This is a genomic window from Candidatus Omnitrophota bacterium (genome assembly GCA_041648975.1).
GTDB lineage: Bacteria > Omnitrophota > Gorgyraeia > 2-01-FULL-45-10 > 2-01-FULL-45-10 > JAQUSE01.
The window spans coordinates 14,686-32,083 of record JBAZNZ010000020.1 but is presented as its reverse complement, the minus strand read 5'-3'; the positions used below and the strand labels follow the sequence as shown (position 1 = coordinate 32,083).

Annotated in this window: 13 protein-coding genes; 10 read left to right on the top strand and 3 right to left on the bottom strand. The window is 51.0% G+C overall.

Annotated elements, in window-relative coordinates; genetic code table 11:
• The first annotated feature begins 156 nt into the window (after positions 1-156).
• From WC592_07070 to WC592_07035, 8 genes are all read left to right on the top strand, one after another.
• A complete protein-coding gene (locus WC592_07070) occupies positions 157-396 on the top strand; it encodes a hypothetical protein (GenBank protein ID MFA4982208.1) in 240 nt (79 codons plus the stop codon).
• 67 nt (positions 397-463) lie between these two features.
• The gene (gene dnaX, locus WC592_07065; protein MFA4982207.1) at positions 464-2,119 is read left to right on the top strand and encodes a DNA polymerase III subunit gamma/tau; all 1,656 of its coding nucleotides are present in this window, start codon (positions 464-466) and stop codon (positions 2,117-2,119) included.
• A 15-nt stretch (positions 2,120-2,134) separates the two neighbouring features.
• On the top strand, positions 2,135-2,737 hold the full coding sequence (gene recR / locus WC592_07060; GenBank protein MFA4982206.1) for a recombination mediator RecR: 603 nt from the start codon (positions 2,135-2,137) through the stop codon (positions 2,735-2,737).
• 157 nt (positions 2,738-2,894) lie between these two features.
• Positions 2,895-3,716, top strand: coding sequence for a hypothetical protein (locus tag WC592_07055; GenBank protein MFA4982205.1), 822 nt, complete (start codon positions 2,895-2,897; stop codon positions 3,714-3,716).
• 31 nt (positions 3,717-3,747) lie between these two features.
• On the top strand, positions 3,748-4,329 hold the full coding sequence (locus WC592_07050) for a 2-oxoacid:acceptor oxidoreductase family protein (protein ID MFA4982204.1): 582 nt from the start codon (positions 3,748-3,750) through the stop codon (positions 4,327-4,329).
• 107 nt (positions 4,330-4,436) lie between these two features.
• On the top strand, positions 4,437-4,757 hold the full coding sequence (locus WC592_07045) for a 4Fe-4S binding protein (protein MFA4982203.1): 321 nt from the start codon (positions 4,437-4,439) through the stop codon (positions 4,755-4,757).
• Positions 4,758-5,984 (top strand): pyruvate ferredoxin oxidoreductase, encoded by a 1,227-nt coding sequence (gene porA, locus WC592_07040; protein ID MFA4982202.1) that lies wholly within the window; start codon positions 4,758-4,760, stop codon positions 5,982-5,984.
• Positions 5,981-6,934, top strand: a complete 954-nt coding sequence (locus tag WC592_07035) for a thiamine pyrophosphate-dependent enzyme (protein ID MFA4982201.1) — start codon at positions 5,981-5,983, stop codon at positions 6,932-6,934. Before porA ends, WC592_07035 begins: the two co-directional genes overlap by 4 nt.
• Here WC592_07035 and WC592_07030 read toward each other — a convergent pair.
• A complete protein-coding gene (locus tag WC592_07030; GenBank protein MFA4982200.1) occupies positions 6,921-7,595 on the bottom strand; it encodes a vitamin B12 dependent-methionine synthase activation domain-containing protein in 675 nt (224 codons plus the stop codon). The two genes, WC592_07035 and WC592_07030, sit on opposite strands and share 14 nt — an antisense overlap.
• Before the next feature lie 130 nt (positions 7,596-7,725).
• Here WC592_07030 and WC592_07025 point away from each other — a divergent pair, with 130 nt between their 5' ends.
• Together WC592_07025 and WC592_07020 are read left to right on the top strand one after the other, a co-directional pair.
• Positions 7,726-8,196 carry a FecR domain-containing protein gene (locus WC592_07025; protein MFA4982199.1) on the top strand — a complete coding sequence of 157 codons (471 nt, stop codon included), beginning with the start codon at positions 7,726-7,728 and terminating at the stop codon, positions 8,194-8,196.
• Positions 8,197-8,269: 73 nt separating this feature from the next.
• Positions 8,270-10,105, top strand: coding sequence for a CHASE2 domain-containing protein (locus WC592_07020; protein ID MFA4982198.1), 1,836 nt, complete (start codon positions 8,270-8,272; stop codon positions 10,103-10,105).
• Here the strand turns inward: WC592_07020 and WC592_07015 are convergent.
• Both WC592_07015 and WC592_07010 read right to left on the bottom strand, forming a co-directional pair.
• Positions 10,102-11,202: a hypothetical protein gene (locus tag WC592_07015; GenBank protein MFA4982197.1), complete on the bottom strand. Its 1,101-nt coding sequence runs from the start codon at positions 11,200-11,202 to the stop codon at positions 10,102-10,104. The genes WC592_07020 and WC592_07015 overlap by 4 nt on opposite strands.
• The gene (locus tag WC592_07010) at positions 11,171-17,392 is read right to left on the bottom strand and encodes a hypothetical protein (protein MFA4982196.1); all 6,222 of its coding nucleotides are present in this window, start codon (positions 17,390-17,392) and stop codon (positions 11,171-11,173) included. The genes WC592_07015 and WC592_07010 overlap by 32 nt, the downstream gene beginning before the upstream one ends.
• Positions 17,393-17,398: the final 6 nt, after the last annotated feature.

Sequence of the window (17,398 nt, the reverse complement as noted above, 5' to 3'; positions counted from 1 at the left end):
TGATGTTTTATGGACTAACATTTTAATATAACTTGTTGTAAATTAATAAGTTACATAAAAATAGTTATTTACTTGATTGCGTTTTACTTATATAATATATTGACAAAACGCAATCTGATGGTAAGCTTATAATGTAGTGAAAAGGAGGTGAGTCCGATGAAGATATTAGTCGTGATTAAAAGAAGTCCAATTCAAATGTTTCTAGTTGATCTCCAAACCGCAGGTCTCGTGGAAGAGGTTGCCAGGCTTATAGGGAAAAGGCGCCATTCTCAGGCAATCGCTACAGCGCTTTCCAAGGGCAGGTTCAGGAAAGAGGTAACGGACGCCGAGCTCCCAAATACTAAAGCAAGTTTTATTCTTAGCGAAGAAAACATCAGCTGGGATCTGACGAAGTAAGCCTATTAGTTTTGAAATTCGTTTTGTATTGATTTTACTCTTCTAACGTGATACTTTATTACCTGCTATGGAATATATTGTATTCGCAAGAAAATACAGGCCCCAGACTTTTGACGATATAATAGGCCAGGGGCACGTAACGACCACCCTTAAGAACGCCATATCGCAGGGCCGCACATCTCACGCCTATCTATTCGCGGGGCCGCGCGGAGTAGGCAAGACGACTACAGCCAGGATATTGGCCAAAGCCCTCAACTGCGAAAAAGGCCCGACCCACAAACCATGCGGCTCGTGCGCTTCATGTAAAGACATAACGAGCTCTTCCAGTATAGATGTGCTGGAGATCGACGGCGCTTCGAACAGGGGGATAGACGAGATAAGGACCCTGCGCGAGAATGTTAAATTCCTGCCGTCGAGAGGCCGGTTCAAGGTATACATAATAGACGAAGTGCACATGCTGACAGACGCCGCTTTTAACGCCCTCTTGAAGACGCTGGAAGAACCGCCGCCGCACGTTAAGTTCATCTTCGCTACGACCCAAAGCTACAAGGTTCCGGCCACGATACTGTCCCGCTGCCAGAGATTCGATTTCAGGAGGATATCGGCCAAGGATATATTTGAGAGCCTTAAGAGTATCGTGAAGAGCGAGAAACTGAAGATAAAGGACGATGCGCTTCTTCTTATAGCGAGATATTCCGAAGGCGGTTTGAGGGATGCCCAGGTCACGCTTGACCAGATGGTGTCGTTCGCGAAAGACACTATAGGGGCGGAGGACGTATCCAAGATGCTCGGCGTCGTCGAGGATGAGGTCCTCTTCGGCCTGTCAAAAGCTATTAAAGAGAAGGACGCCGCCGGCGCGCTTAAGATAATCAACGCTTTTGTGGACGAAGGCAAAGACGTTTTTCAGGCAGTCCTGGGCCTGATAGAACACTTTAGGAACCTCGCTGTGGCAAAGATAAGCGAAGACGCCTCGTCGCTCATAGATACGAGTCCCGAGAAGGTGAAGCGATACCATTCAGAATCGGGTAATTTTACCATTGAAGAAATTTTATATGCTATCTATACGTTATCGAACACGATCGATTTCATAAGAAAGTCGAGCCTTGCGAGAGTTCCCCTCGAGGCGGCCATGATAAAACTGGCAAAGACCGGTCCCATGATTCCCCTGACGGAGATCCTCGATAAGGTCAATAAGTTAACGACACAGCGAGCCCCGAAGGCCCCGCGTGTCCAGGAGATGCCTCGAACCCCGGAAACGAAACGCGAGCCGGAATCTCCGCGCGCACAGGTAAAAGAGGCGGCGCCCGAAAAACAGGCTTCTTCGCCGGACTTCGAAGAGGTGCTGAGCGGTTGGGCGGGAGTGATCGATTATATAAGGGCCAAAAAGATATCGGTCGCCTCGTATCTTCAGGAAGGGTATCCTGTAAGCCTCGAGGCGAAGACACTGTCGATAGGCTTCCCCAAAGATTGCCAATTCCATAAAGAAGTCCTGGAATCGTTAGATAACAGGCGGCTCATAGAAGAGGGTATCAAGGATAAGTTTAATATGGAGCTAAGGGTCGTCCTGACGCTGGTAGAACTGGCTGATCATAAGCGCCGCAATGGCAACGGATATTCAGGCAGCGGCTCCGCCGGCGATGAAGAGACGGGCGGGGAAGTGGACCCGATAATAAAGTCGGCCCTGGAGGTATTCGGCGGCGATATTGCCGGTGAATCCTCTTAGAAAGGCGAAGGGACAATGGCGGGTTTCCCCGGTTCGATGAAAGCGCTCATAGAAGAGTTCTCCAAGATGCCCGGCATCGGGCCAAAGAGCGCCCAGAGGCTGGCGTTTTATATACTAAGGTCTTCCAAGGGCGAGGCCGAATCGCTTTCAAAAGCCATTATAAAGGTAAAAGACTCTATAAGGTTCTGTAAGGTCTGTAATAATCTTAGCGATGAAGAGGTCTGCGAGATTTGTAAAGGTGCGTCCAGGAATAAACATCTATTATGTATAGTGGAAGAGCCTAACGATATAGTCACCATAGAGAAAGCTCGCAACTTCAACGGCATATATCACGTCCTTCTCGGGTCATTGTCTCCATTGGACGGTATAGGGCCATCGGATCTTAAGATAAAAGAGCTGCTTGAGAGAGTAAAAAGAGAGAAATTCAAGGAGATAATAATAGCTACGGACTTCAATACGGAAGGCGAGGCCACGGCCCTATATCTTGTAAAGGCCCTTAAAGGTTCAGGCGCCAGGCTTACCAGAGTGGCTTATGGGATACCTGTCGGAGGAGACCTTGAATACGCTGACCAGGCGACCATATCCAAGGCGTTCGAAGGCAGGACGGAACTTGCTTAAAAGGTCTTTTTTTGGTTAATAGCCTTGACAGTTACGACATTATCTGGTATATTTGTTAAGTTATTCGCTTTAAATGAAGTGGCAGATGCCAGTGTGAGAGTCTTTTTAAATGTAGTCCCTCGTCGACTGAGTGAGACTACAGCAAATCGGAGGTCATATGGTAGGTATATTGGAAGCGATCAAGAAGGGTTTTGGTTTGGCTACCAAGAATATCATGTTAGTGGCTATTTTGTTTGCATTCAATCTTATCGGAAGCTTGACGAGTATGCCGTTCGCGGCTCCGGCTACTGCCGAAGCAGGAGCGGCAGCGCCTCAATTACCGGTGGCCGCTGTCATATTCAGCATCGTGTTCATACTGATAAGCATATTTTTCCAGGGAGCGACTATAGGGCTTGTAAGGGACGCCATTAAGGCCGGCAAGATGCAGCTGTCGAATTTTGTTTCGTACGGCATGAAGTACTACCTGCGTCTTCTGGTGTTGGGCATTCTTATAATACTGATCGTCGCGGTAGTGGCTTTGGTCATAGGACTTATAATAGCAATGGTCGTTCCGCTCAATAATACCGTAGTTACGGCAATAGCGGTCACGATAGCTGTAGCCATAGGCATCATAACGGCCCTCCTGTATTTCATTCCGCTGACATTGTCGCCGTACGCGCTTGTTTGCGACGAGGTCGGAGCCATCGAGGCCATGAAGAGAAGCCTGGCAGTCGCCAAGAAGCCTTTTGCCAGAGTGCTTTGGCTGCTTCTGCTTTTTGTGCTCCTCATACTTATATCATTGGGCATAGGTTTCGCGGTAGGCCTTGTGGTAGGTTTAATAACGGCAGTATTGCCCGCCGGACTGGGCAGGATCCTCATGTCTGTTGTCACCAGCGCCATAAACGGATATCTCGGCGTTGTCATGATGGCGGCATTCATGATATTCTATCTATCGATCGCCGGAAAAGAGAAGCCGGTAGTAGCCGGGAAGACGATATAGCAGCTACAACATCTGTTAAGGTTAAGGCATAATGAAAGATTTGGTTGAAATTCGCTGGCATGGAAGGGGCGGCCAGGGTGCAAAGACGGCCGCCCTTTTACTTGCTGACGCAGCACTTGCGTCAGGAAAATATATACAGGCCTTCCCGGAGTATGGTCCCGAAAGGATGGGAGCGCCTGTGACCTCGTTCGACCGCATCTCCTCAAAGCCTATTCTCATGCATTCAGGCGTCACTAATCCCGATATAGTAGCGGTTTTGGACCCCACATTGATCGACACCGAAGACGTTACAGAGGGTATCCCGGACGGCGGCGTTATTATAATTAATACAGGTAAGTCGCCCGCCGAGGTCAGAAAAGAATTGAATGTAGCCGGAAATATCAAAGTCTTCACAGTCAATGCCTCGGTGATATCCAAGGAGACGATCGGCAGGGAAATACCCAATACTCCGATGCTTGGAGCGCTTATTAAGGCGACGGGCATACTGGATTTCAAGGATATGATGGAGGATACGAAGAAGAAGCTTGAGAAGAAATTCAAATCCAAGCCGGAAGTCATAGAAGGTAATCTGAAGGCTATCGAGCGGGCATATAACGAAGTGAAAAGCTCATAGAAGGTTACATAAGGTTAGCGAATGTTACATAAGGTTGCAAAGACTAAAATTACCTTACGTAACCTTAATTAACTTTCTCTAACTTTACGTAACATGAGAGAAATATAATGGCTAAAAACAAAGAGAAAAAACCGGGCTGGAAGGAACTTCCGCACGGAGACCTTATAATAGGCGGCGGCACTGCCAGGGATTTCAAGACAGGAGACTGGAGAAGCAAGCGGCCCGTCCTGATCCCGGAAAAATGCATAAGCTGCCTCACCTGCTGGATATATTGCCCGGATTCCGCCGTTATCGTAAAGGACGGCAAAGTGGTAGGTTTTGATTACGAGCACTGCAAGGGCTGCGGCATATGCGAGCACGAGTGCCCGGTAAAAGGCAAAGCTATTAAGATGATATCGGAACGTGAAGCGCTGGAGAAGAAACAGTAAATGGCTAAGCAGAAGATAGTCGCGAGGACCGGTAATGAGGCGATGGCGGAGGCGATGCGCCAGGTAAATCCTGACGTGGTCGCCGCGTATCCCATAACTCCGGCCACCGAGGTGGTCCAGATATTCGCCGGGTACGTCGCCGACGGCGTTGTGGACACTGAGTTCGTTCCGGTCGAGAGCGAGCATTCCGCGATGTCCGCCTGCATAGGCGCGAGCGCGGCGGGCGGCAGGGCGATGACAGGCACTTCCTCGCAGGGCCTGGCGCTCATGGCCGAAATGCTCTATATAGCGGGAGGCTTAAGGCTTCCGATAGTATTAGCCGATGTTAACAGGGCGCTGTCGAGCCCTATCAATATACACTGCGACCATTCCGATACGATGATGGTGAGGGACGCCGGATGGATCCAGATATTCTCGGAGAATTCGCAGGAAGGTTACGATAACATGATACAGGCGATCAGGATAGCCGAGAAATCGAAACTGCCGGTAGTGGTCACGACCGACGGTTTTATAATAAGCCATGGGATGGAGCGCATCGAGATACTGGACGATCAGGATGTAAAGGATTTTATAGGAGTGTATAAACCGGAGCACTACCTGCTCGACCTCGACCACCCGATCACCGTCGGGGCTCTGGATCTTACCGATTATTATTTTGAACATAAGAGGCAGGCGATAGAGGGTATGAAGCAGGCATCGTCGATAATACTGGATGTCGCAAAAGATTTTAAGGACAAGGCCGGCCGGTCATACGGATTATTCGAGAATTATAAGATGGACGACGCCGAGCGCGCTATTGTGGCGATGGGTTCCACAGCCGGTACCGCCAAGGTGGTCGTAGATAATTTGAGGGCCAAGGGCCAGAAAGTCGGGCTTCTGAAACCCAGGGTATTCAGGCCTTTCCCAAAGGAAGAGATGGCCGAAGCGCTTAAAGGGTTAAAGGCGATAGCGGTCATGGACAGGTCGGATTCGATGAACGCGCATGAAGGGCCCCTATGCCTGGAAGTGAAGGCGGGCCTTTTTGATGCTTCGACTTCGCTCAGCATCGATCCTGAGCAAAGCCGAAGGATCGATAAAGGCTTGAATAAGCCGGTATTGAATTATATCTACGGGCTTGGAGGACGCGAAGTGAAGCTGGAAGACATAGAAAGTATTTACAACGACCTTGCGAGCGCCGTAAAAGGTAAAGCGATGCCTAAAGTAGTTTATCAGGGCGTGAGGGAATAATGGCGAACTTGAAAGAAATGGCCAAAGGGAAAGAGTTGTTCACCGGCGGACATCGCGCATGCGCGGGGTGCGGGGCCGTGATGATAGCAAGGCAGGTCCTCATGGCGGCGGGCCCGAATACTGTGGTAGCGAACGCGACGGGATGTCTCGAGGTCGTTTCGACGATATTCCCGTTCACGTCATGGAACGTGCCGTTCGTGCACAGCGCGTTCGAGAATGCCGGGGCCACGATAAGCGGCGTCGAGGCGCTGTATAAGTCATGGATGCGGCAGGGTAAGTATAATAAAAAACTGAACTTCATAGCCTTCGGCGGCGACGGCGGCACATATGACATAGGGCTGCAGTCTCTTTCCGGAGCGCTCGAGCGCGGGCACAATATATTGTATGTCTGTTATAATAACGAAGCCTATATGAATACCGGCGTCCAGCGCTCAGGGGCTACTCCTAAGGGAGCCGATACGACCACTGCGCCCGTCGGGAAAGTGAAGAAAGGCAAGGAGCAGTACAGGAAGGACCTGACGGCGATAGTGATCGCTCATAAAGTGCCTTACGTAGCCCAATCTGTGGCGGGCAACTGGCGTGATCTTACATCCAAAGTAGAAAAAGCCTTGTCAATGGAAGGGCCAAAGTTCATAAACGTCTTTCAGCCGTGCAGGCTGGGATGGAGTTACGAGCCTGAATTGACGTGCGAGATGGGGCGTATGGCCGCGGATACCTGTTCGTGGCCGCTCTATGAAGTCGTCAACGGCCAATACCGCATAACCTACAAGCCCAAAGAGAAAAAACCCGTTTCCGAATGGATAAAGCTTCAGGGGCGCTTCAGGCATCTATTAAAGCCCGAGAACAAGCCTCTCTTGGATGATATACAGGCTGCGGTAGATCAGCAGTGGCAGGATTTGCTTAAGAAAGAGAACCAAAATCTGCGGGAAAACCCCGTTAAGACAGCCTGAAAACCCTTCTGTAGTCGCAATCCTTTTTATCGCACATATCGCACTGCGACTTATTCTTTAAAAATAAACCCTTGGGACCTATACCAATTACAGAAGTTATCGATTTTTTCGGGATCATCATACAGCCTTTGGTAAGGACAACGCCCGCTTTTGAAAAATCGAGCGCCTTTTCAAGCTTGAATTGCTCCTCTACGGGCCAGTCGCAATAGCCCGGGCTGAGACGCATCGATACGCTAAGTCCGTTTTTCTCGTTATCTTCGCGCAATCTCTCCTCGACGTTCCTGGCAAGCGATTCGACTGCGAGGGAACCTACCCTGTCGAGCAGGTAGCCTTTCAGATGGTCACCTTCAGCCATGTAAGAAGTGGCCTTATTTTCAATGCCGTTTCCTATTGTTACAAGTATGATATGGACACTGTCCGCGCCGCTCAGATATTTGGACAGGTATCCGCTATCCAGCTTTAGAGCGGGACCTAATATTATATATGGGGCCTTGATATCCAGTATCTTTTTCGTGACGGCCGTTAATTTAGGCGCAGTCAGAGGCCGGGCCTCTTCCAGGCACGTGTCTACACATTCAGTTATGGCTGGTTTTGAGACTCGTTCAAGCCTTATGAGGCTTGATTTGACCCAATCCCAGTTTATGGATACAGCAGGTTTCATAAGGAATATGATATTATATTAAGCTATTTTTGACCAGACTTTTCTTTATCATAATGTAATTATGTCCATGCCTTGACAAAGAGGCCTTTGTCAGGTATACTTTAAATGGACACAAAAAGGAGGGATATTTATGAGGAAATTTACTTATGCACTAATTATAGGTGTTATCGCGGCCTTATCATTGACCTGTGTATCTTTCGCCGCTGAAGGGGTAAAAAGCGTCAGCGTGGTAGAGATGAAAGGTACGGTCGAGATCATGAAGGAAGGCGCGACAGAGTGGACCCCCGCCACTATATGGATGAAACTGGGAACAGGAGATACGGTGAGGACAGAAAAAGATTCGTACGCTGACCTGAATTTTAACGGGATAGGCCAGGCAGCCCTGGTAAGGGTCGGCGAGAGCAGCTCCATGAAGGTCGCTTCTTACGTAGCTTCAGGTAACGCGGCCGACAGGAAGATAGCTCTCGACTTAAGCATGGGCGACGTGCTGGTCAAAGCCAATAAGATGAAGACCGAATCGCAATTCCAGGTCAAGACCCCGACGTCGATAGTCGGCGTGAGAGGCACAGGTTTTAAGGTAAGCGTTTCATCTGAAGAGTAATCCGGTTTTTATGAGTGATTGAAAAAAGAGGGTAGCTTAAAAAGCTACCCTCTTTTCATAAGCCAAAGGATATATGGATATTAGCGCTATAAAAAATTTCGGTGAATTCCTGTATCAGAAAGTCGTCCAGCACCGGCGCGTCGTAGGATCGATCTTGTCCCTTGTCGTGGTCCTTATAGTGGTCATGCTTTATCAAGCGAATACCTTTTCCAGGCTTGAGCTCCTTACCCTCGATTACAGGTTCAATCTTCGGCATATAAATACCAAACCCTCCGACATCGTATTTATAGATATGGCCGAAGACAGCATCGCGGCTATCGGAAGGTGGCCATGGCCGAGAAAATGGCACGCTACGCTGATTAAAATATTAGCCAATTACCACCCTAAGGCCCTGGCTTTCGACGTCATATTTTCCGAGCCGCAGGACGACGCTGATGACAAAGCCCTGGAAGAGGCCCTGAAGCAGGCCGGCATAGTATATTTTCCGATGTTGTATGATCTTGAGACCACGGATCTGAAGAACGCGTATAAAGGGCTGGGCGTTTCTTCCATACTTGAGCCTACTCCCATATTTAAAGCGCATGTAAAAGGCATCGGGCACATAAACGCGCTTCCGGATTTGGACGGCATCTTAAGAAGGGTGCCCGCTGTTATGGGGCACGATGGTAAATACACCTATCAGCTGGGTATGAAGGTGGCTTTCGACGCCATGGGCCTTACTGACAACGATGTATTCTTCGACCCGGATAGGCACCTGGTCATATTATCTATGGCCGGCGGTAAGATAATAAAGGTCCCTCTAGATGAATCCAACCAGTTGGTAATAAACTGGCAGGGTAAATGGGGAAAAGAGTTCCCTCATTATTCCTATATAGACGTCATAAGGTCTTATGCGGCCATACAGGCGGGAGAAAAGCCCATCATAGACCTCAATATATTCAAGGATAAGATCTGCATCATAGGCCTTACGGCCGCGGGGCTCATAGATATTAAACCCATACCGATAGAGAACGCCTATCCCGCGGTTGGCGTGAACGCCACAGTGCTGTATAGCATAATGGATAACGATTTCATATACACTGTGCCGAAGAGGATCAATATTCTGATACTTCTGATAGTGACGGCCGCATTGACGTTCTTCCTTTCCAACCTGCGTCCCCTTGCCGGTATGGTATTTGCTCTCATAAGCGCCGTATGTTACGGCTTAATATCGTGGTTCCTCTTCAGTTTCTTTAAGATATCCGTGGTCACATTCTACCCGATACTCGGCATCTTCGCCTCTTACGGCTTGACGGCCGCGTATACGCAGATACTCCAGAACATGGAAAGATCGCGTCTCTTCAAACAGGCGACTCGGGACGGCCTGACGCACCTTTACAATATAAGGCATTTCAACCTTCTGTTAGAGGCGGAGTTCAAGAACGTCGCGACATACAGGTTCAGGAAACTGTCGCTTCTCATGACAGACAATGATAATTTTAAGAAGGTGAATGATACCTACGGCCACCAGGCCGGCGACACGATACTTGTGGAAGTCGCCAAGATCCTTCAGTCTAAATCCAGGCAGGTCGACGTCGTTGCCAGGTACGGCGGAGAGGAATTCATAGTGATGCTGACGGGAGCGGGGGAGAAGGACGCCGCCGAAGTCGGCGAGAAGATAAGGACGGCGGTCGAGGCCAAGAAATTCAAGTTCAAAGACGTCAATTATAACGCGACGATAAGCATAGGGGTCGTGGAATATTCGAACGAGAAGAATAAAGATGAGCTTATAGGGAAAGCCGACAGCGCGCTATATCATGCCAAGCATACGGGAAAGAATAAAGTAGTGATCTTTTCGACTATCCCGGCATCTGCGGGAAAAGAGGGTGAAACCCCTCCCGCGCCGGCAGCCGGCGACGACCGCGTTTAGTTTTTTGCGTGGTTCAGTATGACGTCCGGGTCGCTCAAAATATGTTTCAGCAGGTCGGCTTCTTTATATCCCGCCTGGGCGTAACGTATCCCTATGGCGTTATTATTAAGGTCCATGGCCATCTCGGCTTCCGTCTCATCGGTTGCCCCTATTTCATGAGCGTCTGTCACTATCTTGGCGAATTCCGCTTTATATTGTTTAGTCAAACGGTAGGCCCATAGTATGTGCCTGTAAGCGTCTTTCGGGACTCTATCATCCCTCGAGGCGGCATTTTTTGTGGTAGCGCAGGCATAATCGCGTATCCTTAACAGATATGGCGCCCTTAAGGGGTTTTGAGAAACCAGGGTTACCTCGGTATCTGTCAGCGTCTCTTCCAGGTAATCTTTCAATAGTTCCGACAATTTTCTTACGTCGCCCTCATGCATGGTGAGTATGGTCTCGTTGCCGTTCCTTTTGGTGGCGATCCGCGCGTCTACGATCATATCATGAACGGTGAAATGTATGGTTCCTTTAAAAAATATCCGGGAGCGGCATTTGCCGTGTTTTAACAGGTTCAACATGTCTTCGCGCAGGCTATTCATCTGCTTTATGAATTCGGACTTATTTGTCAGATTCATCTTAAGCGGCATCTCCAGCCTGGCATTATACATCCTATCGCCGCTTTTTTCAAAAGAGTCGAGTTTACGTACGTTTTCGTTCTGCCATTCCAGAGATATCCCATCGAGCGTCAATAGATAGCTGCCGGTCATGATATTCTTCAGGGTAAGCGTTGTCTTGTGGATATACAGGTAGAAGTTGCGGTCGATCTCAAAAGAGCCGTCATGTTTTACCATGACGTGCGTAGACGCGTTGTACCACCTGACGGCGTTAGGAAGGAGGATCTGGACTTTCTGAAAACGCGGATCCTGCAATGTCAGGCCATAGCGGCCGGCGACTTTTACAGCCTTATTAAGAGCTTTCCTGGATATCTTCTCAGCCAGTTTGTTGGATATTACGTATGCGCAAATTACTGCCACCAGCACGACCGCGGCTATTTTTAAGATATTCTTATTTATCTTCATCGGTTTAAACGGATCTGAGCGACTGTCTTCCTTCATCGATCAACGAGCCGGCGTCGCCCTTTGAGCTGCCTTTACCGAATCTGCGGATGCTGTTTATCTTCAACTTGCCTCTCGGCTTTTCAAGGTCGCCGGGCAAAGTGAGCTCGTTGCGTATGAGCGAAGCGCCCACAACGCCTTCCATGGCCTGGCGGAGCATCCATCCCGCGGCGCCGGTGTAGCCGTGCCATATCATGCGCCCCGGATCGAACTTGGTCAACATGTCGGCGGCCTGCTTATTGGGCTGTCCGCCGTAGATCTCGATCTTCTGCTGTATCGTATGGGGGATGGGCGATATCTTGAGCCAGAGCCGATACGCAGTCTCCCTGTATTCGTTTGCTTTGGCGCTGTTGCCGTTTCTTTCGAACTGTTCAGCCAGTATGCGCGCGGCTTTAACGAGCCATTGGACGCCGTGGCAATACATGCCGTTCTCCCGTACGCCTTCGGGATACTTGCTGCTGCGTCCCAGGTATGGCTTTGTGTCCTCTCGCAGGGCGGGCCAGCCGAGCAATATGGTATCCTCTTTTTCGAGTACGCTCAAGGCCGTATTGAAGATGGTTAAGCCCCGGTCAAAATTTATCCCGGACATGACAGACCACGCTGCCGTAAGCGCGTCGATCTCCCATATCCCGCTGTCTTTCAGCCCGATCTCCGTGCCGTCGTCATGGATAGCGCGCAGGTACCTGTCGCCCCTCCACGTCTTTTCGAGCGCCGCGGCGAGATCGTTCATCCTCTTCTGGTAATATTCTTTGCGTTTCTTTCCTTCTTTCCTCTGTATGATGTCGATCATGTCCTTCAATATATAATACAGGAAAAAGCCGAGCCATACGCTTTCGCCCTTGCCTTCGCTTCCTATCTCGTCCAATCCGTCGTTCCAGTCGCCGGTCCCCATGAGCGGCAGGCCGTGTTTGCCCATACGTTTTTTCAGGACAAGGTTAATGGACCTCATGCAGTGCTTGTAGACCGTATCCGAACGCGTGGACCTGTGATAAAAATGTCCCCATCCCTGCTTGTTCTTAGGCAGAGGCGCGAACGGGAATTCGGAGACTACATAAGACGTCATCTCGTCGAGTATGGAATAGTCGCCCGTAGCGTTTATGTATTCGACGAGCCCCCAGGCCAGCCATACCGGGTTGTCCGAGGCATGTGACCGGCATGAGAAGGAGGTCCTTCCGTCGGTCAATGTGAAGAACCAGTGGAATACGTCTCCTTCGATGAACTGGTGCGCGGCATGCAGTATTATCTGCTTGCGCGCAAGGGCCGGATCGACCCATATCAGGTTGACGGTATCCTGCAGCTGGTCCCTGAAACCGTAAGCGCCGCTCGTCTGGTAGAAACCTCTCCTGGCCCAAATACGTTCTGCGATGGCCTGGTATTTCAGCCAGTTCTGGAACCTGTCGAACTCAGGCTGGTTGGTCTCGACGGTGACCGTCCCCATGAGGTTGAGCCACCATTTCTTCGTATCCTCGAGGCTCTTCCTGACCGCTTCGACATTCTTATATTTCCGGACGAGGCTGACGGCCTGTTTCTTGTCTTCGGCCTGTCCGAGCAGTATCGCGACCGTACGCTCTCCGCGCGAGGGTATCTCTATGGTACTCAGGAAAGACGCGATCTGCCTGTCGTCGGTCAATTGCGCGGCGTCAGGGCAGCCCTTTTCCACAAAGAACGGGTTGACTGTCCCGCGGCCGGTTCCGAAGAACCTGCCGCGCTTAGTCTCCGTAATGTCCGAGGGAATCGACATAGTTGCGAACGCCCACCCTGCGCGGAAGAGATTACGCGGATTTTCGAAGAATAAGGTGTTGAGTTCTTTGTCATAGCGTTCCGTCAGCGTCCCCGACTTTTCCGGCTGGAATGCCAGCGCTATCTGGAAGTAGGGGGCTATCCGTATTTTCTTAGGCTTGTCGGAGCTGTTCTTCACGGTCAGCAGGTATATGCCCATCGGGTCTTCAGTCGGCACGAATACCGTAAGCTCGGTAGATATGTTCCCGCGCGTCATGCGGAATAAAGCGGTCCCGTCGACGCCGAACTCGGCTTCGTTATTTGCGCGGCTGTCGTTTAAGGGGTGATAAGTGGGGGAGTACCACTCGTTCTTATCCGCGTCGAACAGGTATATTGCCTCTCCAGGTATCTCTTTCGTCACGGTGTCCGGCCAATCCGGGGTTACGCGGTTCTGCTGCGAATTGCCGTTACATGACGTGTGGAGCCCGCGGTTCGTTACCATGACTGAATGTATCGTATTCGACAGGGCATGGTCGTAAGGCCGCGGCGTGAAAGGCGTCCGGACTATGAGCTTGTTGCCGTTGTCGCTGTACTGATAATACGGCTGCGGCGTTCCCGGAGGTATCTCTCCGTGCCCGATAAGCGGCGACCTGGTTTTTGCCTGCGACGGCGAATGAGACCTGGCCGCCTGCGGTTTCAGCAGGTCGCCTATCATCTTAAGCGCCGTCTCCCTGTTCTTTGAATAACCGATCATGAAGCGTATTGTCTTTGAGCCATATGCTTCGAGATCGAGGTTCAGAATAAGGCTTCCGATAGGGTCGAACGTCGGATACGACGCGGAATCCGCGGCTTCCTGGAATTTTAACGTCTCCAGTATCCTCGGCGACCAGATGCTCCTCGCGCGGCCGATAAAATCGGCGCGGGAGGTCAAGAATCCCGACGGAGGAGTATCGCTCGCCAGTATCCCCATGGCCTTTGTGCCCTTGTGCCATGAGAGAACGGCGTTGCCCGCGCTCGCGTATTCCATTTCGGGATACAATCTCGCGTACTGGGTGTGGAACCTGTCGTGCATCCCGCCGTTCAATACCCACTCGAGGTAGGGGACGACCTTCAGTTGGCGCGCTTTGTCGCTTAAGTTATCGATGGTAACGGTCCATATCTCGGCCGTTGTATCCAGGTCAGGCAACTTTATGTCTATGGTCGTCTTTATGTTGTTGGATTCGTTAATGATAGTGACGGAATTGTCCTTCTTTTCGATGTGTGAAGCCTCGAACTTGTTTTTCGGGAAATTCCCTATGACCGGCCAGTATTTGTTCGGGCTGCCGGGAGTTTCCGCGGCCTCCGCGAGATAGAGGACCCTGCCGCACGGATCCATGATATCGTAGGAACGGCGGCTTATGTCGTATTCCTTATGCACGACCTCGCTGAATATTTCGCCGCTCTCTTTAAGGACTACTTTGTATTCCCTGTTGCCGAGCTCGTAGCTCTTTTCATGCCGCCGCAGGTTGCGCCTGTGCAGCGCGCGCATGAAGTATGACGCTGTCGCGCAGGCGAGCACTGCCAGCGTGATCAGTCCGATAGTCTGATACAGCGGCATTGACTGCATGCCGGCGAAAAATGCCTTGCCCCTGCCGGAGCTTCTCATCGCTTCAGCCGTGTTCCAGGCGTAATCCCATGCCTGCCCCCGGGGAAGATAGAAAGGTATGAGCAGCGGAGCCCATGTCGCGAACCTTTTGACGGCTTCCGGTATATATCTCTGCGCGGCGGCCGGCCCGATGAACCGGGCTATCTTCTCGTCTAGCTTGTCCAGGCCTATGAAGCTTAAATTGACCAGCGTAGCGACCCTGAGTCCCATATGGTCCATCCATATGAGGACGCGAAAGAAGTCGAACGCCAGTATATATATGAATACCTGGAGGCTCCAGGCGTTGAACGCCGACGGCGACATAGTGATATTATTATAGATGGCGAAAATGGTGCGGATGGCTCCGTCCTGGTTATACCAGGTCGGGTCGGGCATCATGCGCAGGAACGTGAATATGATGGGCGACATCCACAAGCCCCACCGCAACACGTACAGCATATGTTTCATCAATTCGACGAATCCCGCCGCGGAGAAGAAGAACCTTATCGGCGTCTTATCTTTCTGGAAATAGGCTTCCATGAATACTTTATTTACGGCGAAGAGCCACGCGGCGACGGCCCAGTTTATGACACCGGCTAAAGATTCGATGAAGAGCAGCTTCGAGCCGCCGGCATAGGTCCCGAGGTCGATGCGGCCCCATTTATTTATTAACGGATAGGTTATGTACTGCACTTCCGGCAGCCCCATGCTCGTGTATAATTTGAACTTCTCGATGACCACCGGGACCTGCCGCGCGTCCAGGTAGAACGCGGCGGCGCTGCCGACGAATGCGCCCAGCAGGGAATCGATGAGATAGAGTTTCCACGACTGTATCTTGCCCTGCTTCCTGACGGCGTAATAAACGTCTCTTACTATACTTACGCCTCCCGAAGCCAGGAAGCCTATCACCAGGCCGAATAATATGCGCTCCGGCATGTTTTTCTGGAATAGGTCGTTGGAGATCATGTAGTAGCCGCCGAAACCGACGATGCCGCCCCTGAGGGCGAGGGTCATGTCGCGGTAGCTGTAACGCATCCTTTCGAAGAAAGACTGGCTGCCGTCAAATGTCTCGACTATGGTCTTGAGGAGCGGGAATACGAGAGCCCCGGCCGCTATCCCTAGAAGCATGGGCAGCGCGGCGATGCATTTTTGCGCCGGGGGATAATCGAGCAGCATCTTCAATAAGAAAAGCATGGCCATGAAGATGGCCGTATATACCACGCCTTTTCTCATGCCGGTCGTGATATTGGTGAAGATGGTCGTTCTTGAGGGTGATTTACGCTGGAGGCTGTCGAGGATTATGCCCGTTATGAGATAAACCTCTCCCCATAGCCCGGCAAAAGAGAGCATCGAGGTAAATATGGCGATGCCGCCTCTTATCGCGATATGCAGCCCTGCCACGGCCGCGGCAGAACCGAGATCCGCTATTACCGGGGCCACCACTACGCCCATGGAGATCGAGAAGATGAAAAAGTGCGCTCTCTTCGAGGTCAGCGCCCTGGATGATATCGCGAGGCTGATGCCGTTCGTCAGCAGCTCATTGAATATGAAGACGACGAATGTCCTGCCTATGACCTCGAGCGCGACGGGCCAGTTGGCGAGCGCGCCTGCCGTTATCAATGCGCCGAGCGTCTGCACTATGGTCGTATTCTCGAGCAGCAATATCCAGTTGAAAAGGTAGGGGGTGCCTACGATAAGCGCGCATATGATGGGTTTGAGGTGTTTTTCCGTTTTCGCGAGCGACCGCGCATTGGCAAAATTATATATGAGGAAGGTGAGCATCGAGATCGTATTGTTCAGCATCAGGAGCTGTATCCAGCCTGAAGGGGACTGCAGAAGCTCCTGCCTGCTTGTGGATGCCGCCAGGAAACCGGTGATAATGGCGTTCAGGAAGACTTCAAAAGGGGTGAGGTGCTTTCCCGTGAGCCCGGCTTTTAAAAGGCCTGCCGTTACTACACCCAAAAGCCCCACGACCAAGAAACCTATACCCATGCCGTGATCCAAGCCGTTGATCGATCCCATGTGGCGTATCTGCAGCGCAATGCCGATGATCAGGACGGTGACGAAGCCGTACAGGATATCCCTGGCTATTCCGCCCAGCGGCCTGTGCAGCTTCTCATCGCGCTTGCGCTTGAATAGCAGGCCGGCTAAATAGGCTATCAGGCCCAGGATGAGCGCCATTACGATGACGAGCCTGAACTTGACGAACGCGAGGTATTTCTGGAGGAAGGTAAGCCTGTAGAAGTCGAGGTCGAAATAGAGCACTCCTTCGACTTCCTTACCGGCCGAGGCATTAGACTCGACAGGATTGAACCACATCGGGTTGCCGGCCGCAGGGACTACCTTTATAGGGCTTACGACAAATACGACCTCTCTCAGGTCGCCGATCGTGCCCCAGCTTATAGCTTCGCGGATCGTATTCCAGCCGTATTTCAACTGGATGGGGACGCTCTGCATGCCCCTGTTGCCTTTTATCTCCAGCTTTACCGAGACCTGTTCGAGCTGCTCTTTCGTCGGGACCTTAACGCTTACCCTTACGGCGTCGGCTGTGTTCAGGTCCAGTTCAGGCGGGAAACTCTTGGTCCAGACGCCTATGATGGAGCCGCTGAATATCGTATAATCGAACTTTATCACCTCTTTTTTGAGGGAGTCGTCGGTAACGTCCATCACGTCTCCGACAGCCGGGCCCATATTGAAAGAGCCTTTTTCGCGCGCTTCAAGGATGCTGAAAGTCTGGCTGTCTTTGGCTGTGTCCGCTGAAAAAATGGAAGTGGCCGAAATAAGCATAATAACAGCCGCAGCGAAGAATACGGTGCGGCGCATAATACTGGAACTTGGTCTGGGCATTTCTCT